The sequence below is a fragment of the Haloterrigena sp. KLK7 genome (assembly GCF_037914945.1).
Classification (GTDB): domain Archaea; phylum Halobacteriota; class Halobacteria; order Halobacteriales; family Natrialbaceae; genus Haloterrigena; species Haloterrigena salinisoli.
The window spans coordinates 593,678-615,489 of record NZ_CP149787.1; the positions used below are offsets into that span (position 1 = coordinate 593,678).

The 21,812-nt window shown below is 66.8% G+C and carries 24 protein-coding genes; 14 read left to right on the forward strand and 10 right to left on the reverse strand.

The genetic code is table 11. From position 1 onward, the window contains the following. Positions 1-49 precede the first annotated feature (49 nt). A complete protein-coding gene (locus WD430_RS02830) occupies positions 50-1,201 on the reverse strand; it encodes an acyl-CoA dehydrogenase (RefSeq protein WP_339104517.1) in 1,152 nt (383 codons plus the stop codon). A 284-nt stretch (positions 1,202-1,485) separates the two neighbouring features. Between WD430_RS02830 and WD430_RS02835 the strand changes: the two genes are divergently transcribed. Further along, the gene (locus WD430_RS02835) at positions 1,486-2,553 is read left to right on the forward strand and encodes a DUF4382 domain-containing protein (protein WP_339104518.1); all 1,068 of its coding nucleotides are present in this window, start codon (positions 1,486-1,488) and stop codon (positions 2,551-2,553) included. Between the two features lie 65 nt (positions 2,554-2,618). Here the strand turns inward: WD430_RS02835 and WD430_RS02840 are convergent, their stop codons facing one another. From WD430_RS02840 to nikR, 3 genes are all read right to left on the reverse strand, one after another. Next, positions 2,619-3,065, reverse strand: a complete 447-nt coding sequence (locus WD430_RS02840) for a hypothetical protein (protein WP_339105786.1) — start codon at positions 3,063-3,065, stop codon at positions 2,619-2,621. 145 nt (positions 3,066-3,210) lie between these two features. Further along, a complete protein-coding gene (locus tag WD430_RS02845) occupies positions 3,211-3,588 on the reverse strand; it encodes a cupin domain-containing protein (RefSeq protein ID WP_339104519.1) in 378 nt (125 codons plus the stop codon). Positions 3,589-3,651: 63 nt separating this feature from the next. Continuing rightward, a complete protein-coding gene (gene nikR, locus WD430_RS02850; RefSeq protein ID WP_008896300.1) occupies positions 3,652-4,080 on the reverse strand; it encodes a nickel-responsive transcriptional regulator NikR in 429 nt (142 codons plus the stop codon). Between the two features lie 260 nt (positions 4,081-4,340). Here nikR and WD430_RS02855 point away from each other — a divergent pair, with 260 nt between their 5' ends. Beyond that, positions 4,341-5,132 (forward strand): creatininase family protein, encoded by a 792-nt coding sequence (locus WD430_RS02855; RefSeq protein WP_339104520.1) that lies wholly within the window; start codon positions 4,341-4,343, stop codon positions 5,130-5,132. Positions 5,133-5,708: 576 nt separating this feature from the next. After that, positions 5,709-6,527: a mechanosensitive ion channel family protein gene (locus tag WD430_RS02860; RefSeq protein ID WP_339104521.1), complete on the forward strand. Its 819-nt coding sequence runs from the start codon at positions 5,709-5,711 to the stop codon at positions 6,525-6,527. Between the two features lie 39 nt (positions 6,528-6,566). Here WD430_RS02860 and WD430_RS02865 read toward each other — a convergent pair whose 3' ends face one another. After that, the gene (locus tag WD430_RS02865; protein ID WP_339104522.1) at positions 6,567-6,983 is read right to left on the reverse strand and encodes a hypothetical protein; all 417 of its coding nucleotides are present in this window, start codon (positions 6,981-6,983) and stop codon (positions 6,567-6,569) included. Positions 6,984-7,161: 178 nt separating this feature from the next. Here WD430_RS02865 and WD430_RS02870 point away from each other — a divergent pair, with 178 nt between their 5' ends. The 3 genes from WD430_RS02870 to WD430_RS02880 all read left to right on the forward strand — a co-directional run bounded on the left by WD430_RS02870 (position 7,162) and on the right by WD430_RS02880 (position 9,049). After that, complete coding sequence (locus WD430_RS02870; RefSeq protein ID WP_339104523.1) at positions 7,162-7,614, forward strand: DUF1467 domain-containing protein; 453 nt, start codon at positions 7,162-7,164, stop codon at positions 7,612-7,614. 140 nt (positions 7,615-7,754) lie between these two features. Beyond that, positions 7,755-8,210: a hypothetical protein gene (locus WD430_RS02875; RefSeq protein ID WP_339104524.1), complete on the forward strand. Its 456-nt coding sequence runs from the start codon at positions 7,755-7,757 to the stop codon at positions 8,208-8,210. Positions 8,211-8,503: 293 nt separating this feature from the next. Then, positions 8,504-9,049, forward strand: coding sequence for an Rrf2 family transcriptional regulator (locus WD430_RS02880; RefSeq protein ID WP_339104525.1), 546 nt, complete (start codon positions 8,504-8,506; stop codon positions 9,047-9,049). Positions 9,050-9,091: 42 nt separating this feature from the next. On the opposite strand, the gene WD430_RS02885 is transcribed toward WD430_RS02880, so the two are convergent. Beyond that, a complete protein-coding gene (locus WD430_RS02885; RefSeq protein ID WP_339104526.1) occupies positions 9,092-9,760 on the reverse strand; it encodes an O-methyltransferase in 669 nt (222 codons plus the stop codon). A gap of 126 nt (positions 9,761-9,886) precedes the next feature. Between WD430_RS02885 and WD430_RS02890 the strand changes: the two genes are divergently transcribed. Further along, a complete protein-coding gene (locus WD430_RS02890; RefSeq protein ID WP_339104527.1) occupies positions 9,887-10,564 on the forward strand; it encodes a LysE family transporter in 678 nt (225 codons plus the stop codon). Between the two features lie 4 nt (positions 10,565-10,568). On the opposite strand, the gene WD430_RS02895 is transcribed toward WD430_RS02890, so the two are convergent. Beyond that, positions 10,569-11,159 (reverse strand): hypothetical protein, encoded by a 591-nt coding sequence (locus WD430_RS02895; RefSeq protein WP_339104528.1) that lies wholly within the window; start codon positions 11,157-11,159, stop codon positions 10,569-10,571. Positions 11,160-11,357: 198 nt separating this feature from the next. Beyond that, positions 11,358-12,032 carry an HD domain-containing protein gene (locus tag WD430_RS02900; protein WP_339104529.1) on the reverse strand — a complete coding sequence of 225 codons (675 nt, stop codon included), beginning with the start codon at positions 12,030-12,032 and terminating at the stop codon, positions 11,358-11,360. Positions 12,033-12,249: 217 nt separating this feature from the next. Between WD430_RS02900 and WD430_RS02905 the strand changes: the two genes are divergently transcribed. The 3 genes from WD430_RS02905 (at position 12,250) to WD430_RS02915 (ending at position 14,891) form a co-directional block, all read left to right on the forward strand. Next, complete coding sequence (locus WD430_RS02905) at positions 12,250-12,666, forward strand: cobalamin B12-binding domain-containing protein (RefSeq protein ID WP_339104530.1); 417 nt, start codon at positions 12,250-12,252, stop codon at positions 12,664-12,666. Then, on the forward strand, positions 12,663-13,751 hold the full coding sequence (gene meaB / locus WD430_RS02910; RefSeq protein ID WP_339104531.1) for a methylmalonyl Co-A mutase-associated GTPase MeaB: 1,089 nt from the start codon (positions 12,663-12,665) through the stop codon (positions 13,749-13,751). The genes WD430_RS02905 and meaB overlap by 4 nt, the downstream gene beginning before the upstream one ends. A 177-nt stretch (positions 13,752-13,928) precedes the next feature. Further along, positions 13,929-14,891 carry an alpha/beta fold hydrolase gene (locus WD430_RS02915; RefSeq protein WP_339104532.1) on the forward strand — a complete coding sequence of 321 codons (963 nt, stop codon included), beginning with the start codon at positions 13,929-13,931 and terminating at the stop codon, positions 14,889-14,891. Positions 14,892-15,266: 375 nt separating this feature from the next. Here the strand turns inward: WD430_RS02915 and WD430_RS02920 are convergent, their stop codons facing one another. Next, a complete protein-coding gene (locus WD430_RS02920; protein WP_339104533.1) occupies positions 15,267-15,662 on the reverse strand; it encodes a Zn-ribbon domain-containing OB-fold protein in 396 nt (131 codons plus the stop codon). After that, a complete protein-coding gene (locus WD430_RS02925; RefSeq protein ID WP_339104534.1) occupies positions 15,662-16,828 on the reverse strand; it encodes a thiolase domain-containing protein in 1,167 nt (388 codons plus the stop codon). Before WD430_RS02925 ends, WD430_RS02920 begins: the two co-directional genes overlap by 1 nt. Positions 16,829-17,008: 180 nt before the next feature. Between WD430_RS02925 and WD430_RS02930 the strand changes: the two genes are divergently transcribed. The 4 genes from WD430_RS02930 to WD430_RS02945 all read left to right on the forward strand — a co-directional run bounded on the left by WD430_RS02930 (position 17,009) and on the right by WD430_RS02945 (position 21,752). Continuing rightward, positions 17,009-18,076, forward strand: coding sequence for a M42 family metallopeptidase (locus tag WD430_RS02930; protein ID WP_339104535.1), 1,068 nt, complete (start codon positions 17,009-17,011; stop codon positions 18,074-18,076). A 139-nt stretch (positions 18,077-18,215) separates the two neighbouring features. Beyond that, positions 18,216-18,467, forward strand: coding sequence for a hypothetical protein (locus WD430_RS02935; protein ID WP_339104536.1), 252 nt, complete (start codon positions 18,216-18,218; stop codon positions 18,465-18,467). A 99-nt stretch (positions 18,468-18,566) separates the two neighbouring features. Beyond that, on the forward strand, positions 18,567-20,192 hold the full coding sequence (locus tag WD430_RS02940; RefSeq protein ID WP_339104537.1) for a DASS family sodium-coupled anion symporter: 1,626 nt from the start codon (positions 18,567-18,569) through the stop codon (positions 20,190-20,192). A 336-nt stretch (positions 20,193-20,528) separates the two neighbouring features. Continuing rightward, entirely contained in the window at positions 20,529-21,752 is a 1,224-nt protein-coding gene (locus WD430_RS02945) for an MFS transporter (RefSeq protein ID WP_339104538.1), read from the forward strand. Positions 21,753-21,812 lie beyond the last annotated feature (60 nt).

Sequence of the window (21,812 nt, forward strand, 5' to 3'; positions counted from 1 at the left end):
TGGGCGCCACTCACCGTCAGCGGGGGCGGTACTCATCGTCCGGCCGACCTCACGGCGCCTGCCCGTAGATCAGGTTGCGCTGGATCTCGTTCGCCCCCTCGTAGATGACCGGAATGCGGACGTCGCGGTAGACGCGGGCGATCCGCCGTTCGTCCAGAACCGACCGACCGCCGTGGAACTGCATCCCCTGTTCGGCGACCTCGGTCGCGGTCTCGGTCGTCTTGGTCTTCGACACCGCCGCCCAGTAGCCCTCGTTCTCCCCGTTCTGTACCTTCTCGCAGGCCCGCCAGGCGAGCGATCGGGCGCTCTCGAACTCGAGTAGCATGTCCGCGAGACCGTGCTGGACCGCCTGGAAGTCGCTGATCGTCTGCCCGAACTGCTCGCGGTCGTGGACGAACTCCCAGGTCGACTCGATGGCCGCCGCGGCGAGGCCCAGTCCGTGCCCCGAGACGGCGATCCGGCCGTGGTTGAAGAAGTCCGCGAGCATCCAGAACCCCTCGCCCTCCTCGCCGATCAGGTTCTCCTCGGGAATGCGGCAGTCCTCGAGTTCGATGTGGGCCTGTTTCGAGGCGCGCATGGCCATCTTCTCGGGGATGTGCTCGGCCTCGTAGCCGTCGGTGTCGGTCGGGACGATAAAGAGCGAGTAGTTCTCGTAGGGGTTCGACTCGTCGTCGCCCGTTCGCGCGTAGAGGGTGATCCAGTCGGCCTCGACGCCGTTGCCGATCCAGTACTTCTCGCCGTTTATGACGTACTCGTCGCCCTCTTTCTCCGCGGTGGTCTCCATCCCCGCGAGGTCGCTTCCGGTGTCGGGTTCGGAGACGGCCAGCCCCGAGCGCTGCTCGCCCTCGGCGACCGGTCGGATGTACTCCTCGCACTGCTCGTCGCTGCCGTAGTTGACCGTCATCTTGCAGCCGAAACTCGCCAACTGGAGCGTCAGCGCGATCCCCGCGTCCGCGCGGTAGAACTCCTCGGTCAGCGCCAGCAGTTGCGGGAGGTCGAACCCGCGGCCGCCCCACTCCTCGGGGATGTCCTGAGCGACGAGGTTCGCCTCCTGGCCCGCCTCGAGAATGTCCTCCGGATACTCGCCCGCCTGGTAGTACTCCTGTGCGTTCGGTTCGATGTGTTCGCGCGCGAACTCCCGGGCTTCGGCCTTGACGTCGCGGGCGTGCTCCGGGACGATGCTGTCGTCGAGTAGTTCCATGTCCCGTCACACTCGAGCGAGATAAATATAGGTCGGGTGATCCGTTGCAAGCCCGAAACGGCCGGCGGCGAGCGGGCGATCCGTTCCGACTCGTCGGTGCGGCCGATCGCTACCGTTCGCGGCGGATACGCGCCGTCGACCGCCGGAACGACGCCCGCGGGCCGCTCGACGGTTCCCTCGAGTGCTTCCGAGACTGATAGTCGCCGCTGGAAACGGTTTTGAACCGTTCTGTCCGCCCGGAACGACTGTCATCCTTTTAGCGACCCCAGTTCGACGGGCGGCGTATGACAACGGAACGAACGAGCGACGATCGAGACGACGAGACGTTCGACCCCGATATCGACCGACGGACGTTCATCGCCGCCGGCGGAACCGTCGGCGCGACGATGCTGGCCGGCTGTGCTGGCGGTGACACGACGCCCGACGACTCGAGCGACGCCCCGGACGACGGGGAGTCCGACAGCGAGACCGATGAATCGACGGCGACCGCCGACGGGGCGAACTTCCGGCTGCTCGTCAGCGACAGGCCCGCCGACATCGGCGATTTCGATCGCCTCGACGTCTCGTTCGACGACGCCCGCATCTTTGACAGCGGGGGCGAGGAATCAGGCGATGGCGACGACGGGGCGGGCAGTGACGGGAACGAGTCGACCGAAGACGCCCAAACCGACGGCGAGGAAGCGACCGGCGACGAGGAGCAGGAGTCCGGAACCGATGCCGACGACGGTGAAGCGGACGAGGAGGAAACGGCCGACGGCGAAGACGACGGCGCATCGGCCGACGACGAGACCGACGGCGACGAATCGGACGCGAACGACGGCGAATCCGGCTCGAGCGGCGACAAAGTCGAGCGACGCCGCGGGTTTTACTGGCTCGACCTCGAGGGCGCGACGGTCGACCTGACGAAGGTCGTCGGCGACAAAGCGATCTCGGTCTTCGAGGGCGGTCTCTCGGAAGGGACCTACGAGAAGATCGAACTCCACGTCGCGGACGTCGAGGGCATCGTTGACGGCGAGGTCGTGGACGTGAAGGTACCCAGCGAGAAGCTTCAGATCCCCCACTCCTTCGAGGTCCGGGCGGACGAGCCCCTCGAGTTCGTGTTCGACATCAACGTGGTCGAGAAAGGGAACGGCGGCTACAACCTGACACCCGTCATCTCGGAGAGCGGCGTCGCGGGGACGGACGTCGACATCGAGGAGGTCGGCGAGGACGACGCCGGCGACGATGCCCGTGACGAGGGGGCGGACGACGACGGTTCCGAGGCGAACGGGACCGGCACCGAGGAGGGTGACGAGACCGAGAGCGGCGCTAGCGAGGGCAACGAGAGCGACGAGAGCGACGCGAATCAGTAGGTTCTCCCACTCCTCTCGCAGTCATGCCGTCGACCTGAGACGAAGCGAGGAGAGACGGCTCGGGACTACCGAAGCTCTCGGACGAGCTCGTTGATCGAGGCGGACTCGGCCGCGTGGTCCTCGAGTCGCCAGCGGTCCCACACCACGTCACAGACGATGTGGACGTAGAGGACGACGCCGGTCACGATCGCGAGGTCGAGACTCGCGAGGGCCAGTCCCGGGACGACGACGCCGATGATGAGGAGATGACTCAGCAGTCGCGAGAGGACGCCGACGTCGCCGTGGTCGAAGATCCGACTCTGGTCGGCGACGGCCGCGACCGGGTTCGAGAGACAGAACCTGACGGCGTCCCAGTTCCCGGTCTTGGCTCGCGCGATGAGCAGGTGATCGACGTCGATGAACACGCCGACGGCGGTGCCGTAGGCGACGACCGCGATGGTAGGCAGATCGGTTCCCAGAACGGTGATCGGCGACAGTGCGGCGGCGAGAACGCCGGCGACGACGAGCGAGATGGCGGCGTGGTGTTTCGAGTAGATCGGCGGTCACCTAGTCGTCGCGACCACGGCGAGACACAAAACCGTCCCGCTGTCGTCCGATCGGTGGCCGCGACAGCGACGCGGTGACGGGCGAACGGATCGGACGATCCGTCCCTCGATCTCAGCCGGCGAAGCCCGAGAGCGACCACTCCCCGTCGTCGCCGTTCTCCTCGCCGATACTCGGGGCGCTGACGAGCACGAACGCGCTTTCCTCGTCACCGTTGCGGATCTGTCGGGTCGACGACGGCGGGATCCACAGCGCGTCGCCGGTCTCCATCGGAACCGGTTCGTCGTCGACCACGACCGTCGCCTCTCCCTCGATCAGCACGTAGACCTCCTCGTGGCCGTTTTCCGTGTGATCGTGGGGCTTGCTGTTCCAACCGGGATCGCAGCGGGCGACCGTCACCCCTACCTGCTCCGTCTCGAGCGGATCCGACAGGAAGTGCATCGCGCTCGAGACCTGCTCGACCTCCTCGTAGTTCACTTTCCGGTAGGTCATGCCCCTGTGTTCGACTGCCGTACAGTAAAACTAGGCGTTCGACCGGAAGCGGACCGGGCCCGGTCAGTTGCCCTGCGCGAACGGATCGAAATCGTCGACCGGAATCACCGAGTAGTCGACCGTCAGCGCGTCCTTGGTCGCGCGGATCTTCCCGACGAACGTCGAGATGTCCTCGAGTTCGCCCTCGAGGACGAACAGTTCCATGCAGTAGTGGTCGCCGACGTGGCTGTGGAAGTTCGAGGCGACGAGGTCCTCGTGTTCGTGGCGTAGATGCATCATCTGCTCCTCGACGCTGGTCGTTTCGTAGTCGAAGAGGACGGTGACGATCCCCATCAGGTCACGGTCCTCGAGTCGGGTGTCCTCGAACTCGCCGAGCAGGTTCCGCGAGGCCTCCCGGACGACCTCGCTCCGGCCGGTGTAGCCGTGTTCGTCCGCGAACTGGTCGAGCCGCTCGAGGAGTTCGTCCGGCATCGAGACGCTGACGACTGCCATATAATAATTCGCGGGGCATCTTCTATTAAGAGTTATCATAACCCGCCGGTTTACACGGGCTCGAATAGCAATCGGACGGATCGAACCGGTCGATTGACTCGAGGCGAGGGCAGTGGCTCGAGCCGATTGGTCGACTCGAGGCAGGGTCCGTTCGAGTCGGTCGGGCGTCCCGAACCGAGGGCGGTGACTCGAGTCGGAGCGACAGCGGCGACGGATTCCGCAGCAGCCACTGTTTTCCGGCTTCGCCGAGAGCGTCGACTATGTACCTCGCCCACCGGAGTTGGCCGGATCTCGGCGACTACGTCGCGGACGAATCGCTCGCGGTCGTCCCGCTGGGCTCGACCGAGCAGCACGGCCCGCACCTCCCCGAGGGAACGGACCACATGATCGCCGAGGCGCTGGCCCGCGAAGCGACCGACCGGACCGGCTACCTCTGTACGCCGCCGATCCCGATCGGCGTCAGCTCCCATCACCGGCAGTTCCACGGCACGATGTGGGTCGAGGCGCCGGTCTTTCGGGACTACGTCGAGAGCCTCTCGCGGAACCTCACCTACCACGGTATCGACCGCATCGTCTACGTCAACGCCCACGGCGGCAACGTCGCGCACCTCCGGGAGGTCGGCCGGCGGCTCCACGACGACGGCACCGCTTACGCCATCGAGTGGATGTGGGACGAGTCCATCCCCGAACTGATCGAGGAGGTATTCGAGACGCCGGGTCCCCACGGCGGCCCCAAGGAGACCGCGATGATCATGCACATCGCGAACGAACTGGTCCGCGAGGACCGCCTCGAGGAGGCCCGCGACGGCGGCGCGGTCTTCGACTACGACGCCGAACGGGTCCACGGCGCGACCACGTTCTACGACTGCATCGAGAACAGCCCTAACGGCGTCTTCGGCGACCAGACCGACGCGACCCCCGAGATCGGGGCGGAACTGTTCGAGGCCGCGACCGAGCAACTGGTGGCACTGCTCGAGTGGCTCGACGACCGACCGATCGAGGACCTCATGCCGGAGCCGCATCTGGAGCCGGGGTCGGATCATCGCGGATAGCGCGACGTGCACGCCGCGCCGACGGCTTCGGACCGGCGGACGACTCCGGCTCTCGGCTTCGCTGGCTCCTCGCGACCGGGCCGATTCGCCGTCGTCGCTAATCCGCTATTACGGGTATCGGAGCGGTTGCCCCTCGAGCCGGCCGCTGGGCGGCTCACCGCGAGCGCTGAGCCCGACCGACGAGCGATCCTCAGCGGGTCGGGATCGGAAACGCGCTCGAGACACGCCTCGAAGTCCGGACGCTACCGGTCATCGTCATGCGTGAAATTCGGTAGTTACCCTCCGAAATTCTCCCCCGAGTTCGATGGCACCGTCGAGTAATTCGTCGGCCGGTCGACGACAGTTCCGCCAAACTCTCATTATCGCACGCCGGCGAGACGACCACCGCGATATCATCGCCGATATGTGCATCGTCGCGACTCGGAACCGATATCGATCCGCTACCGTCCGTTCGACGCGCAATTCGGGACAACGGACACTTCAATCGACGTGCACTCCCACAGTCAGAAGCGTTGGTTTCACGACAGTTCGATAGGGACACAATTACGAAACGCCGTGGGACCGACGCTTCGGTGTATGATTCAACCCCAACTCGCCCAACAAGGGCAAATTCCGAACTGGTTGCAGGATCCGATCGCGGAACTCGTCACGTTCCTCCCGCGGCTGATCGGCGCGCTGGTGATCCTCTTCATCGGCTGGATCGTCGGCCGTATCGCCGCCGGAGCCGTCAGGAAAATCGCCGACGGCATCGAACTCGACAGGATGGTCCTCGAGACGCCGCTGGGTCGCATCCTCGGCGGAACGGAACAGGCCGTCTCGAGCGCGTTCGGTTCGCTCGCGAAGTGGTTCGTCTACTCGCTGGCCATCCTCGCGGCCGCCAACGCGCTCGCGATCCAGTTGCTGTCGGAGTGGATCGCGACGGCCGTCTCGTACCTGCCGGCGTTCATCGCCGGGCTGCTCGTCATCGTCATCGGCTTCGTCGTCGCCGACTTCGTCGGTGACATCATCGAGCGGACGCGAGCGGCGGCCGAGACGGTCTACGGGAACTGGTTCGCCAACGGCGCGCGAATGTTCCTCTACTTCACCGCGATCGTCATCGGCCTCGACACGATGGGGATCGACGTCAGCATCCTCTACGTCTTCGCGCGAGCGCTGGCGTGGGGCCTCGCCGCGGCCGTCGCCATCGGCGCCGGCGTCGCGTTCGGCTGGGGCGGCAAGGACTACGTCTCCGAGAACATCGGTAGCTGGATGGGCCGCACCGCCAGCGTCAAGCCCGACGACGAAGCGTCGGACGGCGGCGGCCGGTCGACCGGGAGCGACCGGTCTACCGGTAGCCGGTCCCGTCGCTCCGATCGGGACCCCGGCTCCGAACCCGGCCCGACCGACGACGACTGATCGTCGCGCGACGGTCACCGACTGCCGCACCGAACGCCGTCACTCGGCGATCGGCTCGACTCGCGACTCGTCGCTGCCGCCCGTTCGATCGCGGGGAAACAGCGGTTTGACCGGGACGACCACGTGGGTCTTGACGACTCGGCCATCGGACGACCGCCGCTTCTCGAGGCGCGCGAGCGAGCGCGTCTCGTAACAGTCCTCGAGCGACTCGAGGGCGGCCTCGAACGCATCGGCGTCGAACCGGTCGGCCGGGACGGGGTCGGAGACGACTGCGAGTCGTCGCACCCGCGCGTACACGTCGAGGCGCCCTTCGAAGACGTGCTCCAGGCGTTCGATACAGTCGTGTACCTCTCCGAACGACGGGGCGTCGTCGCTCGTCGGGAGGGACACGTACGCCTGATACTCGTCCGGCCGCCCCCGGACGTGTCGGTTCCAGAATCGTTTCACGAACTGCACGAATCGCCCTCCGGGATCGGTCGAATTGTGGTCCGCATTCGTTCTCACCTTCGTCTCGTCGACATCGGTAATACGTTCTTTGTTGTCGACCGCGACCGTGCCGTGGTCACGTCCCCCGTCGTCGAGCGCGCCGAGTTCGAGAGCGTTTTGTACAACGACTCGCTACCGATTCGCAGCCATGAACCGCCCGTTCACGTCACCCCTCCGCCCGGTGCTCGTCGGTTCCGTCGCGCTCGTCGCCGTCGGCGTCGCGAGTAATACCGGGTTAGACTCGCCGTCCCGGTCGCTGCTCTCCCTGCTCCTGATGGCGCTCGGCGTCGCCGGCGTCGCGAACTTCGTCCGCGACTACGGCGTCGATCGACTCCGACTGGCGGCGAAGCGCTGGTGGGCCGTCGCGTTCGTCGCGTTTCTCCCGCACGCGCTGGTCGCGGCCCCCGCGAGCGATTCGGCGGTCGCCGTCGCCGACGCGCTCGCCGTCCCGCCGGTCCCGCTCGTTCTGGAATCGATCGCCGGTGCGGTCGTCTGTTGTGCGGTGGCAGTGACAGTGCTGTACGGCTTCGCCAGCTACGGGATCCATCCCGGCCGGCCCTCGCCCGAGGAACGCATCCTCGCGGACGGCGGGGACGAGTGACGCGATTCGCTCCGCCGGAACGCGACGGCCGACGACTGAGTCTCGTTTCGCTGGCGGGCGGCCGATCACCGACGCGATCTGCAGTCGCAGCACCGAGCCAACAGCTATATATTCGATCGCCTATTCGTCCCAGCAAAGCGGTGCACGACGTGATTCCGACATCTCTCCGCTCGGATCGGCTGCTGCTGGCCGTATCGTTCGCCTGCTTTGCCGTCGCCGGCATGGCAACCGGTACCGTCGAAGCACTCGCGCCGACGATCGGGGCGACGGCGGTCGCCATCGCGGGCGTCTTCTGCGTCGCCCAGTACGCGACCCGCGTCTCCCGACGGACGCTCGCCGGTCTCGCGGGCGCCTTCTGGCTCGGCTTCCTCGCGGTCGCCGCGCTCCACACCGTCGGCCTCGAGACCGTCGGCGCGACCGTGCCGGGCGACGGGGCGACGATCGACCGCTCGGTGACCGCGGTCACGTGGGCGACGCTGCTGACCGCCGTCGCCACGACGACGTTCCTCGGCTTCCGCGAGTACGGCGCCACCACCAGCGCCGATTCGCCCGAGGAACAGGTCCTCGAGGGCGACTCCGAGTACTCGACGCAGTAACGGTCTAACGGTCCTTTCACGACCTCGCTCGAGGGAGACTGCAGCGTGTCACACTCGACGCAGCCGATTTCTCCGCGCGGATTGGCGACGTACTGGGAGACGAGACCGGACACGAGTACCGGCAACTGCTTCTCGCTCTCGAAAGAGTTGGACATCGACCGGGTTTCGATATCTCCACCCAGTACCGCTTTCGGAAGCCCATATTACCGTATTCTCGAACCGCCTGGACATTGTTTGACCACTCATTCGAAGTTTTTCCCTACAAATAAATACAGTCAGATGTTAGCGGGCGTATGGACCAATTCGATCTGAACAGTAACCAACGAACGACGCTCACTGCGTTGGTTAATAAGTATCAGGCCACCGAGTCGCTCGTCTCTGCGAAGGCCCTCGGCGAGGAACTGAATCGAAAACCCGGGACGCTTCGCAATCAGATGCAACCGCTGAAAGCGGTCGGACTCGTCGAGAGCGTCCCCGGGAAAAACGGCGGGTACGAGCCGACCGAGGCGGCGTATGACGCGCTCGATCGGCACCGCCAGTCCGACGCCGAAACGGTCACGCTCGCACACGACTACAAGCGCGTCACCGCGACGATCGGCGAGATGAAATTCACGAACGTCCACCATCCGGACCTGTGTCGCGCGCAGATACGCTTTCAGCAGTCGACCCGGGATCTCGCGGAGGGCGAGGCGATCGCAGTCGGGCCGTCTCCCCTCTCGCGGTTAGCCGTAACCGGCGAGATCGTCGCCATCGACGACACCGAAAACGTCGTGATTATCGACGTCAGTCGAATGGAAGCGCCGATAGGAGACGACCGAACGGAATCCGCTCGATCGTGACCGCGGTGGGCATCACCTCGTATCTGCCCGTTGTGACGCCCCTCACTCGATCCGATAACTGACCGCGATCCCCTCGCCAAGCGGCAGGGAAACGGTTTCGAAATCGGGATCGTCGGTCACGCGCTCGAGGTAGTCGGCGATCCCCTGCGTGTGTTCGTCGACGGCGTCGGGCGCGTCTCCCTCGACGATGGCGAGCAGTTTCTCGAAGTCCATGGGACCGGCGGTGATCGCGTTGTCCGCGACGACGACGCCGCCGACCGGAACCTTCGGCCGGACGGCCTCGAACGCGTCGCGGTAGCGGTGTTTCTGGCAGTCGATCAGGACCACGTCGAACGGACCGTCGTAGTCGTCGATCGTCTCGAGCGCGTCGCCCAGTTCGTACCGCGCACGGTCGTCGTAGCCGCCCTCGCGCATGTAGTCGCGGGCCAGCTCGAGTTCGTCGTCGTCAACCTCGGTGAGGACGATCTCGCCGTCCTCGGGGAGCGCCTCGGCCATCCAGTAGGCCGAGTAGCCGTAGCCGGAACCGAACTCGAAGATCCGCTGGGCGTCGGTCAGTCGGGCGAGCAGGCGGAGGGTGGCGCCGACGTCGGGCCCGACGTTGGGGAACCCCTCGCGTCGCGCGTAGTCGTCCATCTCGCGCAGCGTCTCGTCCGGGTCCGGTCCGATCGCACGAACGAAGCGATCGATGTCGTCCGAAAGCACGTCGACCATAGGGTCCCTTCGTCGGCCGAGGTATCAAAGCCGTCGTCTCGAGTGCGCGCCGCAGACGGCCGACGACCGGCCGGCTCCGAATTCACCGGGCTTTTCACGCGACGTCACCGACTCTCGGTGAGAACTGTGAGCGTCATCACCACTGCACTCGCGGGCGTCGTCTTCGGGCTCGCGCTCGCCGCGCCGCCGGGACCGATGAACGCGATCATCGCCGAGGAGAGCGTCATCCGCGGCCGGATGGCCGGCTTCCGGGCCGGACTGGGCGCGATGACCGCGGACGCGCTGTTCTTCGTGCTGACGCTGGCCGGCGCCGTCGCGGTGATCGACCGCTACCCGGCCGTCCGACCCGCGCTCTACCTTGGCGGCGGACTGCTGATGCTGTACTTCGCCGTCGGTGCGGTTCGAGAAGCGCGGGCCGCCACGTCCTTCACCGACGGCGGCCGCGACGTCTCGACGGGCTTTCGCAAGACGCTCGTGCTCTCGCTGACCAACCCCTACCAGATCGGGTTCTGGCTCACCGTCGGCGTCGGGCTGCTCCGGCCCGGAACGCTCGACGTCCTCGCGGCCGTTCCCGCCGCCGGGACGGCGCTCGAGGGCCTGCTGGTCGTCGAGACCGGCTCTCCGGCGCTGTTGGCGGGCTTCTTCGGAGGGATCGCGCTCTGGATCGTCGTCTATCCGGTGACGCTGGCCGCCGTCGGCCGGCGCGTCGACGCCTTCGCCCCCGTGGCCGCGGCGCTGAGCGCCGTCATCCTCGTCGGGTTCGGCCTGGCCTTCCTCGCGATCGGGACGCTCCGAGTCGTCTGAGCCGTCAACACCGAAGCATCTCGAAGCGACTGTCGTCGACGCGGTCGTCAGGGGTTTCGCCGCCGTCAGTCGAACCGTTGCCGGTCGAGCTATTGTCGGTCGAACGCTCGGTGTGCCCCATCGATCCGCTGTCGGTGAACTCGCCCGTCATCCCCTCGAGCATCGGCAACTGGAAGTCGAATCCGCTGATCAGTTCGACCGATTCGGCGGGACTCGAGAGGAGCTCGAGGAACCCGTCGCCGACGAACTGGACGCCCGCGATGACTTCGACGATCGAGTTCCCGCCGGTCGAGCCGATCAGTTCGCCGCCGATCGCCCAGCCGGAATCGGTGAGCGGCCCCGCGTGGAGGCGGATCCAGATGTGGGTCTCGTTCTGCGGTCCGACGATAAACTCGGTCCCCGCGCCGTCGAAACAGGCCGATGCTGGCTGTGCACCGCCGTCGAACTCGGTCTGGCTGGCGGCCGGGGACTGACCGGCGATCGGCGACTGACTCGCGGCGACCGGCGACCGCTGTGCGGCCCCGCCGATCGGGCCGACCGTCAATAAAACGAAACAGCAGCAGAGGACGAGACCGGTCCGGCGAAATTGGTTCATTACCACCGTATCGAGAGCACTCCGCAATGAACGCAACGGCCGAATCGGTGCGCGTGTTCCCTGACGGCGGTGTGGACGCGGGGCCTCTACGCCGGCAGTGGGACCCGCGATCTCGTCTCTCCTCCCGCGACGCTCGCGAGTCGAGGCGGCACCGTCGCTCGCGGAACGAGTGCGAGGACGGACCGGAGCGTCGGCGGTCTACTCGCCCATCGCGGCGATCTCGTCCTCGAGCCACTCGCGGAACCACTTCACCCGCTTCAGCCGCCGATGGGCGATGCCCTCGGCGGTGTCGCTCCGGACGCGCGAGGCGGCGTCGTAGCCGCGCTCCAGGACGCGATCGACCATCTCGTCGCAGTCCATGTGGGTTCGGGCCTCGTACCCCATCCGCAACAGCATCAGGGCGGTGCCGTTGGCGCCGACCTTGTCGAGCAAGTCGGCCTCGATGAGACACTGGGTCTCGAGCGTGAGATCGGTCAGATCGCCCTGGTAGGAGTGGTGTTCGATGGCCCGACAGACCTGCTCGATGAATGAGTCGGGGTAGTCCGCGCGCGACTCGAGGTACTCCCGGGCGACGCGCGCGCCGGCCTCGGCGTGGAGTTCCTGATCGGTCTCGAGTTTGGCGACGTCGTGAAAGAGCGCGGCGACGCGTGTGACGTCGATGTCGGCGCCTTCCTCGCGCGCGATCTCCGTGGCGAGTTCGACCACGTTGAGAATGTGGTTGTGTCGGTACTCCGCGGAGTGCCAGGGGTACCAACGCATCCGGCCGCCCTCCTCTTCCTTCTCGACGCTGGCCGCGAGATACTCGAAGACGAAGCCTTTCATCTCCTCGAACTCGGCGTCGGATACCCTGGTCTCTTTTATTTCGACGCCCACGAGAGATCCCTCCGCAGTAAACGAACGATAGTCATTATCGGAATGTTAGGTCGTTTCGCTCTTTAGCCTTTGGTTCAGTTGGGTCGTACTATACACTGACACGTTCGCCTCGGGTCTCCGAGTCGCGTGTGCGAACTCGGGGGATGACGCCGACGCCGAGCCGCAAATAGCATGAATATCCGTTAGAATCAAAGCGACGGCCGGGGAAAGGGTGGGTATGAGTAGCGAACAGGAGCAGGAGTCGATCCGGTGTCTCGTCGCCAAAGTCGGTCTCGACGGTCACGATCGGGGGGCACACGTCATCGCGCGGGCGTTCCGAGACGCCGGCTTCGAAGTCATCTACTCCGGCCTGCACAAGGCGCCCGAGGAGATCGTCCAGGCGGCCGTCCAGGAGGACGTCGACGTGCTGGGGATCTCCATCCTCTCGGGGGCACACGACACGCTCATCCCGAAGATCATGGACGGCCTCGAGGAGTACGGCGCCAAGGAGGACACGCTCGTGCTGGCCGGCGGCGTCATCCCCGAGGAGGACCGCGAGGAACTCTACGAGGAGGGCGTCGCGGCCGTCTTCGGCCCCGGGACGTCGGTCGAGGAGACCATCGACTTCGTCCGCGAGAACGCTCCCGAGCGATGAGCGCCGACGAGGACCTGCTCGAGGACCTGCTCGCGGGAAAACACCGCGCGCTGGCTCGAGTCATCTCGAAGATCGAGAACCGGGGGCCGGGGTATCGCGACCTCGTCTCCGAACTGTACGCGCACACCGGCGACGCCGACGTGATCGGCATCACGGGCAGCCCCGGCGCGGGGAAGTCGACGCTGGTCGACAAGCTCGCGGAGACCTACCGCGACCGCGGCGAGACCGTCGGCGTCATCGCGATCGATCCCTCCTCGCCGTTCACCGGCGGCGCGGTGCTCGGGGACCGGATCCGGATGGCCTCGACGGTCGGCGACATGGACGTCTTCGTGCGTTCGATGAGCGCCCGCGGGACCCTCGGTGGCCTCTCGACTGCCACCGCGGACGCCGTCAAGGCGATGGACGCCTTCGGCAAGGACAAGATCATCATCGAGACCGTCGGCGCCGGACAGAACGAGATCGACATCGTCCGCACCGCCGACACCGTCGCCGTCCTCGTCCCGCCGGGGTCGGGCGACGAGATCCAGACGCTGAAAGCCGGCATCCTCGAGATCGCCGACGTCTTCGTCGTCAACAAGGCGGACCGCGACGGCGCCGACCGGACCGTCCAGGAACTGCGTGATATGATCCAGCTCGACGAGGGAGGCGGCATGAGCGGCGGGGCCGGCGGTGGCGGCCACCACAGCCAGGAGGTCATCGACGCCCACGACGACTGGGATCCCGAGGACGACGTCGACGAAGCCGACGCCGACGCCGAGCGGTGGACCACCCCCATCGTCGAGACCGTCGCCACGCGCGGCAACGGGGTCGACGACCTGATCGACGAGTTCGCGAACCACCGCCGGTACCTGGTCGACTCCGGCGAGCACGCCGAACAGGTCCGCGGCCGCTACGCCGAGGAGATCCGCACGCTGTTGCGCGAGGACGTCCACGCCATGCTCGAGGACCGACTCGCGGCCGCCGGCGGCGTCGACGACCTCGCCGAAGCGGTCCGGCAGGGCGAGACCGACCCCTACTCCATCGCCGACGACGTGTTGGCCCCCGTCGAGGCCTGTCTCGAGGACCTCGAGATCGACGATCGGTAGCGGAATCGGACGGTATCGGCACGGAATCGGCGCGGGAGTGGTACGGTATCGGCACGGTGTCGACACTGGATCGGCACGGGATCCGACCGGTATCGGGACGATATCGACGCCCGCGTCGGTGTCGAGAACTGCATTCCAACCGCACCTCTAAGACGCTCGCGGTCATACCGATCGGCCATGAAGGCCCGAACACTCCTCGGTGCAGCGGTCGGTACCGTCGGTGCAGCCGTGCTCGGCAATCGCCTCCTCAAAAAGCGAGCGGGCGACCTCGAGAACCCGCTCGTCGGGATCGAGCGGACGTATCGCTGGCGGGGCATCGAGACGAGCTACACCGTCGCCGGCGATCCGAACGATCCGGATCTGCTCCTCTGTCACGGGATCTACGCCGGCGCGAGCAGCCACGAGTTCGAACCGATCGTCGATCGACTGGCCGAGGACTACCACGTGATCGCGGTCGACCTCCCCGGGTTCGGTCGATCCGAGCGACCGCCGCTGGTCTACTCGGCGACGCTCTACGCCGAGTTCCTCCGCGACTTCGCCGCCGACGTGACCGACGAGCCGATCGTCGTCGCTTCCTCGCTGACCGGTTCCTTCGCCGTCGAGGCCGCCGCGGAGACCGAAGACTCCGACCGGGACGACTTCAGACACCTCGTCCTCATCTGTCCGACCGACGAGACGGCCGACGAGCGGCCGTGGGTTCGCACCCTCGTCCGGACGCCCGTCGTCGGGACGACGATCTTCAACCTGCTGGCGAGCAAACCCTCGATCCGCTACTTCTACGACCGCGACGGCTACTACGACTCCGACCGGATCGACGACGAGGCGGTCGCCTACGCGTGGCGAAGCGCCCACCAGCCCGGCGCCCGCTACGCGCCCGCCTCGTTCAGCAGCGGGACCCTCGATCCCGACTTCGACCTCAAGACCGAGCTGGCCGCGATCGACACCCCGACCACGCTCGTCTGGGGCCGCGACGCCGACCTCGTCCCGCTGCGGGAGGGCCGAGACCTCGCCGAGGCCGCCGACACCGACCTCGTCGTCATCGACTACGCGACGCAACTGCCACACGCCGAGCATCCCGAGAAGTTCGTCGAGTACCTGTCTGCGGAACTGCCCCACGCCGGCATCGATATCGGAGACTGACGGCGTTCCCGAACGGCGATCCGTCGCTCTCTCGAGACGAGCGGTCCGTTTTTCCGGTCAGTGGTCGGACGAGGAACTCACCGATCGGACGGTGGTCGGGACCACAAAGCATATCCCACCCAACGGCGACTCGCCGAGTAGGACGGTGGACAGCGGGTAGGGGTACTCGCAGTTTCTGTCCACCGATTTATCTCCCGTCGAGACGGGCGCGACACTCGTCTGCCGCGAGCAGCGCACCGGGCGACAGCGAGGCCGCCGCTCGAGCGGACGGGAAGATCACTGCACCGAGACGTCGAGTAGGACAACCGAGAGGGTCGACAAACAGCACGTAAATCGAGATTCGACCCGCGACGCTGCGACCCGTGGTTCGGACCGCTAGACCGGACTGAACCCGAGCACGCGTTCGCCCGTCGTCTCCGAGACAGTCACCTCGATCTCGACCTCGAGGCCGCTCTCGACGTCCTCGGTATCGATCCCGACGACCTGGCCCGTGATGCGCACGGGGCCGAAGTCCGCGACGGCCGTCGCGTAGGGGGCGTCCTCCTCGAAGGCCGGCGTCGGGACGTGCGTCACGGTGAAGGTCCGAATCTCGCCCGTCTCCGGCAGCGAGGCCTCCTCGAGGTCGGTCACGCCGCAGTCGGGACAGACCCGCCGGGGCGGCAGGGAGCCGTGGTCGTTCGGACACGCGAGGTAGTAGGCCGCGCCCTCCTCGGCGGCGTCGAGCCATTCGTCGAAGCCGGCGTCTCGAGTTTCGGATTCGGTATCGCTCATTACTCGGTCACCTCCAACACGTGAACCGTCGCACTCGCGACGGTGCCGCCCGCGTTGTGGGCGACGCCGGTCGTCGCGTCCGCGACGAACTCGCTGTTGGGGTGGTTCCCGGAGAGCAGTTTCGTGACCTCGGCGATCTGGGAGGCACCGGTCGCGCCGACCGGGTGGCCCTTGGCCTTCAGGCCGCCCGAGAGGTTGATCGGGGTCTCGCCGTCGGCGGTCGTCCGCCCGTCGCGGGCCGCCGAGATCCCCTCGCCGACCGGGAAGAGATCCAGCGACTCGATCGCGAGCACTTCGGCGATGGTGAAGCAGTCGTGGACCTCCGCGAAGTCGACGTCCGCGGCGTCGACGCCGGCGTCGGCGTAGGCCTCGTCGCCGGCCGCGCGGGCCGCGGGCGAGCGCGCGAGGTACTCGCGGTCGTGCAAGGCCATGCGGTCGCCGCCCTGACCGGTGCCGCTGATCGAGACGGGCGCCTCGAGGCCGTGTTCCTCGGCGTAGTCCTCGCTCGTGAGGACCACCGCGGCGGCGCCGTCGGAGATCGGACAGGAGTCGTACAGTCCCAGCGGACTGGAGACCTGCGGGGCCTCGAGGACGTCGCTGACCTCGATCGCGCTCTGGTACTGGGCCTTCTCGTTGTTCAGGGCGTTCTCGTGGTTCTTGACGGCGATGTGGGCCAGATCCTCGTGCTCGCCGCCGTACTCGTCGAAGTAGGCCTGGGCCATCAGCGCGTAGGCGCCGGGGAAGGTCATCCCCGCGCGGACCTCCCAGAGGTCGTCGGCGGCGATCGCGAGCGCCTCGGTCGCGCCCGCGGTGCCGAGGTTGGTCATCCGCTCGGCGCCGCCGACGAGGATCACGTCGTCCTCGCCGTTGCGGATGCGCATGACCGCGTCCCGGACGGCCGCGCCGCTCGAGGCGCAGGCGGACTCGTAGCGGGTCGCCGGCGCCTGCACGCCGGCGGCCTCGGCCATCAACGGCCCCTGGTGGCCCTGGTGTTCGGACAGTTCGCCCATGAAGTTGCCGTAGAGGAGGGCGTCCACGTCGTCTCGAGGGACGCCGCTGTCCTCGAACGCCGCGATACTCGCCTCCGCGAAGAGGTCCCGGCTCGTCCGCTCGGGCGCGTTTCCGAACGGGGTCAGGCCGACACCTGCGACACGTACGTCACTCATATACACACTCCTAGCGGATCACCGCGTTAATACTCCGCGGTTAATATGGAAACCTCCTCTCGCCACCGCGAGCGATTCACGCGCGTGGCCCGCGAGAGACCCGTCCCGCGATTCCCGTGTCGAACTCGCCGAGGGCTCGCCATCCACGGGTTTATAGTCGAACCCCTCACAAGATCGGTCATGGCATCCGCCCCGTTCGATTTCGAGTTTCTCGCGGAGCTGACCGAGACGAGTGGCGTCCCCGGCTACGAGGACCGCGTTCGCGACCTCGTCGTCGCCGAGTTCGAGGAGAACGTCGATCGGGTCCGAACCGACGCGATGGGGAACGTCGTGGGGACGCTCGAGGGCGACTCGGACTACTCGGTCGCCGTCGCGGCCCACATGGACGAGATCGGCTTCATGGTCCGCCACCTGAAGGGCGACGAGGAGGGATTCGGCTTCGTCGAACTCGACGCGCTGGGCGGCTGGGACGCTCGGATTCTCAAGGCCCAGCGCGTGACGATCCACACCGACGACGGCGACCTGCCGGGCGTCATCGGCTCGCCGCCGCCGCACACGCTGAGCGACGAGCAGCGGGAGAAAACGCCCGAGGTCGACGACGTCGTCGTGGACGTCGGTCTCCCCTACGAGGAGCTCGAGGACCGGGTCTCGCCGGGCGACCTCGTGACGATGGACCAGACGACCGAGCGCGTCGGCGAGACGGTCACCGGGAAGGCGCTCGACGACCGGATCTGCCTGTTCGCGATGCTCGAGGCGGCCCGCCGACTCGAGGAGCCCGACGTGACGATTCACTTCTGTGCGACCGTCCAGGAAGAGGTCGGCCTCCGCGGCGCACGCGCGCTGGGGGTCGACGTCGATCCCGACCTCGCGATCGCGCTCGACGTCACCGTCGCCAACGACGTCCCGGGGTTCGAGGCCGGCGACCGCGTCACCGAACTCGGCGACGGCGCGGCGATCAAACTCAAGGACGGGAGCGTCATCACGAACCCGAAGGTCCACAAGCGACTCCAGGCGGTCGCCGACGAGGCGGGGATCGACGCCCAGCGCGAGATCCTTCCCTCCGGGGGCACCGACACCGCCGGCTTCCAGCTTTCCAACGGCGCCAAGCCCGTCGGCGCGATCTCGATCCCGACGCGCTACCTCCACACGCCGACCGAGGCCGCCCACGTCGACGACGTCGCGGCGACGATCGATCTCCTCGAGGCGTTCCTCTCGAGCGAGGACGGTGAGCACGACTACACGCTCTGAGATGGAATCCGAGGCCGAGACGGTCTCGAGCGGTCACCGGCGGTCGCGATCTTTTCGGCCCGCCCGTATCGGGCGGACAGACAGGCGTCGGCCGAACGATTTCAACAAAGCCTTTTGACATTCACCGCACCGACTACGTATGACATCTTCTGACGTTCCGGACCTGGATCTGGACCGGATATCGCCCCTCGCCTGGCGGTTGCTCCGCGTGGCGGCCGGATACGAGCAACGGGCGGTCGAACGGGAGATCGACGAGCTCATGCAGGCCCACATCTCGATGCTCGAGGGCGGGAATCGATCGCTCTCCGCGTCCCGTCGGCGAATTCTACTCGAGCTCTACAGCGAGGAACTCACCGAAGAACAGATCCGAGCGATCGTGCGTCACTTTTAGCGGATTTCGGGGATCGTCGGTGGCCGTTCGGCGGCCCTCCGCAGGATGTGACCCCATGACAAGACTTAAGGACGATAATGATAATCATCGACTGTATCAATGATACACGGTCGCATTAGTCAGTCTAACAGGCGAATCATCCAGTTCCTCGTTGCAGTGATCGGAACGATCGCGATCGCCGCCGCACCGTCTCCGACCGGGCTCTCGGTGGCGGGCCAGTACGCGATCGCGACGATGTTCTTCGCGGGCGTTCTCTGGGTGACCGGCACGCTACCGCTGGCGGTCACCGCACTGACGATCCCGCTCCTGCTGACGGGTACCGGCGTCTACGACGACATGGACGTCGCGCTATCGGGGTTCGCCGATCACATCATCTTTCTGTTTCTGGCGGGCTTCATGCTCGCGAACGCGATCCAGAAGTACGACATCGACCGGCGGATCGCGCTGTACACCATCGCCAAGATGGGGAGTTCGCCGCGGCGGCTGATCCTCGCGATCATGCTCGTGACCGCCGTATTGTCGATGTGGGTCTCGAACACCGCGACGACCGCGATGATGACGCCCATCGCGGTCGGCGTCCTCACGCAGGTGCTCGATCGCGACGATCTCGCGTCGGTCGAGGACTCGGCTCCCGACGACCGGCCGACCGAAACGGCCGCCGACGGCGGAGCCGTCGAATCGGCGCCGCGGGCCGAATTCACGAACATCCAGATCTCGATGCTACTGGGGACCGCCTACGCGGCGAGCGTCGGCGGCGTCGGTACGATCATCGGCACGCCACCGAACGCGATCCTCGTCGGCCAACTGAACGCCATCTTGGATTACGAAATCGGGTTCGCCGACTGGTTCCTCGTCGGCTTCCCGATCGTCGTCGTGACGCTCCCGCTGGTCTGGCTCCTCCTCACCTACGTCCTCTACCCGCCGGAGGTTCCGGACGTCGCCGAGGCGCGAGCGACCGCCCGGGAGCAACTCGAAGCGGAGGGCGCGCTCAGTCCGCGCGGTAAGCGAGTCGCCGCGATCTTCGCCGCGACGGCCGGCCTCTGGATGATCGGCGGTCTCGGCGAGTTCTTCGAACCGTACCTCTCGAGCGTCTGGATGACGTCGCTGTTCGGCGGCGAGGGGATGACGATCTTCGGCGTCGAGGGCCATCAGGGGCTGCTGTACTACGTGATGGTCGGCGTCGCCGCGGTGCCCGCGCTCGTGCTGGCCGACACGATGGAGTGGGACGAACTGGTCGACATCGACTGGGGGACGCTGCTGCTGTTCGGCGGCGGCATCTCGCTGGCGAACGCCCTCGCGGACACGGGCGCGACCGAGTGGATCGCGCAGACGGTCTTCAGCGGCCTCGTCGGCGCGCCCATCCTCCTCGTCATCGGTTCGGTCGTCCTGCTCGTCATCTTCCTGACCGAGATGACGTCGAACGCCGCGACGACGAGTATCATCGTTCCCGTCCTGATCAGTCTCGGGAGCGTCTTCTCGGCGACGCTCGGTCTCACCGACTTCTCGACGGCGCTGTTCCTCGCCGTGGCCGGCACGATCGCCGCGAGCTTCGCGTTCGCGCTCCCGGTCGCGACGCCGCCGAACGCCATCGTGTTCGGGAGCGGCTATATCAAACAGCGCCACATGCTGCGGACGGGGCTCATCCTCAACGGAATCATGACCGCGGTACTGACCGCGCTCATCTGGTTCCTGTTCACCTTCGTCTGGCCGCACATGCTGTGGTGAGTCTCGATCACACGGCTCTGTCCCGTCGGGACACACGCTCGCCGGGCACCCACTCACTCGAAACCGGGAAACACCGACGAAACGGATCGGTCGCTCGACACCGGGTGACCTTCGAAACGACACTCGAGAACACGACCGACGCGAGTCACGCGAGAGCGCCCCATTCCAAGCGATGATCGATCGTCAGCAGCCGGCAACTGTCACGGTAACGCAGCCACGACTGCGTGCGGACGACCGGAGACCGAACGCAGCGATTCCCGCTCGAGCACCGCGTAACCGCCTCGATCGAGACGACACCGACGACGGCAGTGAACCGACGGGGGTCGACGCTCAGCGATGACCGTTCCGACCGAGTCCGCGTCGGGTACCGCTCTCAGTCCGTGGCCGCGCGGCTGGAAGGGGTACACCGCCCTCATTCTCGCCTGGCAGGTCGCCGCGAGCGGCTGTTTCTACGCCGTTTACGCGGTCACGCCGTTCGTTCGGGCGCAGTTCGGCGTTTCGACGACCCGCGTCGGATTCCTGCTGACCGCGCTGATGCTCGGGTACACGGTCTGCGTCGCACCCGTCGGCCGCCTCATCGATCGGTACGGTGAGCCTCGAGTGCTGGTCGTCGGCCTGACCGGCCTCGGCGCGACTACCGTCCTCGTCACCGTCGTCTCGTCGTATCTCGCCCTGCTGGGCGTCGTCGCCGTCCTCGGCGCCTTCTACGCGACGGCGATTCCCGGGACGAACAAGGCCGTCTTCAGCGCGATCCCGGAGGAGCGGCTCAACGTCTCGATGGGGATCAAACAGATGGGCGTGACCGCCGGGAGCGGTCTCAGTTCGCTGCTGGTCCCCCTCAGTGCGAGTCGCGTCGGCTGGGAACTCGCGTTTCTCGGGGCGGGCGCGGTCGCGGCCGTCGTCACCCTCGCGTTCCACGGCTGTTACGACGTCGGGGGTGCCGGCGCCGACGAGACCGGCACGCCGCTCCGGACGCACCTCGGCGACCTCGAGTACGTACTGCTCGTCGCCGCGGGATTCTTCCTCGGCGCGGGGCTGTTCACCACGGTCGGCTACGCGATCCTCTACGTGACCGACGTCGTCGGCGCGAGTTCGGTCTTCGCCGGCGCCACCCTCGCGGCCGCGCAGGCGACCGGGAGCGTCGGCCGCATCGGATTCGGGTGGATCGCCGACAACTGCTTCGGGTCGCTGACGCGCTCGACGCTGGTGCTCCTCGCGATTCAGGCGAGCGCCTCGACGGTCCTCTTCGCGGCGATCCCGCTCGTCGAAACGCCGCTCGCCGTCCTGCTCTCGTTCGCGCTGCTCGGCACGTTCATCCTCGGCTTCACGGGCGTTTACTACTCGTGTATCGGCTCGATCGTGCCGGACGACGGGATCGGGAGCGCCACCGCGGGCGGCCAGCTCGCGCTCAACTCGGGCGCGCTCGTCGCGCCGGCGACGTTCGGCTACATCGTCGACGCTCGCGGCTACGGCGACGCGTGGCCGCTACTCGCGTGTGCCACGTCCGTCTCGTTCGTCCTGTTCCTGCTGCTCATCGGTCGCCGCAGTCGACGAGCGTGAGGGTCTCGATCCCGATTCGGGTCGAAAACGCACGCTCCGGACCGAAATCGCCGGTTCGGC